Below are 3810 nucleotides of genomic sequence, written 5' to 3'. Positions count from 1 at the left end.
TCGGAGTCGAGACTATCTCGTATTCATTGCAAATAAGCTAAGTGATCAGCGGCACGCGTGAGAACGAGTGCCATAGCATTTCTCAGAAATATCTCGCTCCTGAGGCTGCATCCGTCTGGGTTGCTATTGTTTAAAAAAGATTAGATGAAACTTAAATTTGGCCCTTTAAAACACTGTGTGATTTCAATAAGTTCGGTCGGCGAAGACGCCGTGCGGAGGACTTTGTCACATTTTCAACGATAAATTAAAAGGTTTTGGGCTTCCCAAAGTGGGCGGATGGTGGAGGTGGGTGAAGGGGCCCGTAGCGGTAAGGGATGGCTTATAGTAAACCATTCATAAAAGAAATCAAGAGAATTTTACTGCGAGATTTGTTTTTGGAATTGCCTTTTTTCCGTGGTTGCTATATAAAAATCCGACCGCGCTTTCTGAAGTTATCTGGGTCTGCGGTAAATGCTACCCGATATGCCGCGAACTGCAAGTGGTGAACAAAAAAAATGCGGGAAATATTTCCTAGAGATACCAACCTGTCTTCGCCGTGCAGGCCGCTGTCCCGGCCTGCGGCAGCGGTGGAAGTGCTGACGGCAGGTACGGTTACCTTGTGGTGGATGAGCGTGAAGCGCCTTTTTGACTTAGTACTAACCGTTCCCGGTCTCCTGCTTCTGCTGCCGGTACTGCTGGTCGTTGCCTGTTTGACCCGGATCAAGCTCGGCTCTCCGGTGCTGTTCCGCCAGACCCGCCCCGGCCGGGGAGGTAAACCCTTCCAGATGTACAAGTTCAGGACCATGACCGACCGTCGCGACCAGCATGGCGACCTGTTGCCGGACAGCGAACGGCTCACCCGCTTTGGGAGGTTTCTCCGCGCCAGCAGTCTCGATGAACTTCCGGAACTCTTCAACGTACTCAAAGGGGAGATGAGCCTGGTCGGGCCGCGCCCCCTGCTGGTCGGCTATCTGCCCCTTTACACCCCCGAGCAGGCACGCCGCCACCTGGTGCCGCCGGGGATCACCGGGTGGGCCCAGGTTAACGGCAGAAACGCACTCAGTTGGGAAGACAAGTTCCGGCTGGACGTCTGGTATGTGGATCATCGCACTCTGTGGCTGGATGTAAAGATCTTGTGGATGACGGTGGCAAAGGTCTTCAAACGGGAAGGGATCAGTCAGGACGGGCATGCCACCATGCCCTTCTTCAAAGGGAGCGAGGACAACGCGGCATGAGCTTTAATGTCCTCTTCACCAGTGCAGGGCGCAGGGTCTCCCTGATTCGCAACTTCCGCGCTGCCCTCGATGGCCTGGGGCTCGCCGGCAAGTTGGTGACCGCCGATCTGCAGACCAACGCTCCGGCCCCTTTTGTGGCGGACCAGCGGGAATTGGTGCCGCGGGTAAGCGATCCGGCCTATATCGATACCCTGTTGGAGATCTGCAGGCGGCATGACATCAAGCTCGTGGTGCCGCTCATCGACACCGAGTTGCCTATCCTGGCTCCCCACCGCGAGGATTTCGCGCGCGCAGGGGTCACCCTCCTGGTATCTTCCACGGACGTCAACCGGATCTGTTTTGACAAGAGGCAGACGGCTCGTTTCTTCCGTTCCATCGGGGTGGATACTCCCGCCATCATCGATCCGGCATCGATCCTGTCCGGTGCCGATGCCCGCTACCCCTATCTGCTGAAGCCCGCCGCCGGAAGCAGCAGCGTGGGGGTGACCAAGATAAACGATGCGCGGGAGCTGGCATTCTTCCTGGAGTACGTATCCGATCCCATCGTGCAGGAGTTCATCCGGGGAGAGGAGTACACCCTGGACATCCTGGTGGACTTCGCCGGCAAGGTTCGTTCGGTGGTACCGCGCCTGAGGATCGAGACCCGCGCCGGCGAGGTGAGCAAGGGATTGACGGTGAAGAACCGGGCGATCATCGAGGCGGGGAGGCGGGTCGCCGAGTCGCTGCCGGGTGCCCTGGGCTGCGTCACCGTCCAGTGTTTTTTGACCCCCGAGGGAAGGATCGTGTTCATCGAGATCAACCCCCGCTTCGGGGGGGGCTTCCCTCTGGCCGCCGCAGCCGGCGCCGATTTCCCGCGCTGGATCATCGAGATGATGCTGGGGCGCTACTGTGAACGGCCGATCGACGCCTGGCAGGATGACCTGGCCATGCTCCGTTACGACGAAGGGATCTTCGTCGAGGGGAGCCTGATCAGGTGATCAAGGCGGTGGTTTTCGATCTCGACGACACGCTCTATCCCGAGCGGCAGTTCGTGCTGAGCGGCTTCGCCGCAGTCGATGGCTGGCTCTCCGATCACCATGGCCGGACCGCTTTTTACCAAACCGCCGCGCGCCTTTTCGCCTCCGGAAGGAGGGGCGACATCTTCGACCTCGCACTGGAGCAGTTGGGGGTGGAGCGGGAAAAGGGCCTGGTGCAGGAGCTGGTGCGGGTGTACCGCGAGCACCGGCCTGCGCTGGAACCATTCCAGGACGCGCTGGCGGTCCTGCAACGGTTGCGGGGAGCGAAGAAGCTCGCCGTCATCACTGACGGCTACCTTGCGGTGCAACGGAGCAAGATGGCGGCCCTGGGGATCGCGCATTACTTCGACGCGATCTGCTACTCCGACGAGGGGGGCAGGGAGTGCTGGAAGCCGAGCGCGGTACCGTATCGAAGGATCATGGACGAACTTTGCTGCGCGGGTGAGGACTGCCTGTACGTGGCCGACAATCCGTCCAAGGATTTCATCACCGCCCGGGCTCTGGGGTGGGGGACGGTGCAGATCCGCCGGCCTGACGGGGAATACGCGCAGCTCGTGCCGGCCCCCGGCTACCAGGCGGACAGCTCGATCTCCACGCTGTACGAGTTGGAGGATCTGGTTTGAAGAAGGAGGCTTTTTCAGTGATCTCGCAGAAGCTTGCGGTCGACGGCGGAGAGCCGGTGCGAACCTCGCCTTTCGCACCGTGGCCCGCCTTTGACGCAGACGAGTTAGCCGGCGTAACGGAGACCCTCAGGTCCGGCAAGGTGAACTACTGGACCGGCAACCAGGGGCGGGAGTTCGAGCGGGAGTTCGCGGCCTTCACCGGCTGCAGCCATGCCATTGCCCTGGCCAACGGCACCGTGGCGCTCGAGCTCGCCCTGCACGCCTTGCAGATTGGACCCGGTGACGAGGTGATCACCACCAGCCGGACCTTCATCGCTTCGGCAAGCTGCATCGTCATGCGTGGTGCCACCCCCGTTATCGCCGATGTCGACCGCACCAGCCAGAACCTTACTGCCGATACCGTCCGTCCCCTGATCACTTCGCGCACCAAGGCGATCATAGCCGTCCATCTCGCTGGATGGCCCTGCGACATGGACCCGCTGCTGGAGCTGGCGCGGGAACACGGCCTCAAGGTGATAGAGGACTGCGCCCAGTGCCATGGTGCGAGTTATAAGGGACGCCCCGTCGGATCTCTGGGAGATATTGCCGCCTTCTCCTTCTGCCAGGACAAGATCATGACCACGGGAGGGGAGGGGGGGATGCTGACCACCAGCGATCAGCTCCTGTGGGAGCGCGCCTGGGCCTTCAAGGACCACGGCAAGAGCTTCGATGCCGTCTATAACCGCCCCCATCCCCCCGGCTTTCGCTGGCTCCACGAATCCTTCGGCACCAACTGGCGCCTCACGGAAATGCAATCGGTGATCGGGCGTCTGCAACTGGTCAAGCTTCCGGACTGGATCGCGGTCCGCCGGCGCAATGCGGCCATCCTGACCACCGGACTTTCCGCCATTCCCGGTCTCCGGGTGACACCGGCCCCCTCCTCCATCGGTCACGCGTATTACAAGTATTACGCCTTCG

Annotated in this window: 4 protein-coding genes; all 4 read left to right on the top strand. The window is 60.7% G+C overall.

Annotated features, from left to right (window positions below):
• Nucleotides 1-605: 605 nt before the first annotated feature.
• Nucleotides 606-1214, top strand: coding sequence for a sugar transferase (locus VJ604_RS13065; protein WP_324083202.1), 609 nt, complete (start codon nt 606-608; stop codon nt 1212-1214).
• Entirely contained in the window at nt 1211-2191 is a 981-nt protein-coding gene (locus tag VJ604_RS13060) for an ATP-grasp domain-containing protein (protein WP_324083200.1), read from the top strand. Before VJ604_RS13065 ends, VJ604_RS13060 begins: the two co-directional genes overlap by 4 nt.
• Nucleotides 2188-2853, top strand: coding sequence for an HAD family hydrolase (locus VJ604_RS13055; protein ID WP_324083199.1), 666 nt, complete (start codon nt 2188-2190; stop codon nt 2851-2853). Before VJ604_RS13060 ends, VJ604_RS13055 begins: the two co-directional genes overlap by 4 nt.
• A 17-nt stretch (nt 2854-2870) precedes the next feature.
• A partial coding sequence (locus tag VJ604_RS13050; protein WP_324083197.1) for a DegT/DnrJ/EryC1/StrS family aminotransferase occupies nt 2871-3810 on the top strand: 940 nt, incomplete at its 3' end.

It is taken from the genome of Geomonas sp., assembly GCF_035254065.1.
In the GTDB taxonomy this organism is placed as follows: domain Bacteria; phylum Desulfobacterota; class Desulfuromonadia; order Geobacterales; family Geobacteraceae; genus Geomonas.
Note: the sequence above shows the minus strand (reverse complement) of the source record. Positions and strands in the feature narration are given on the sequence as shown.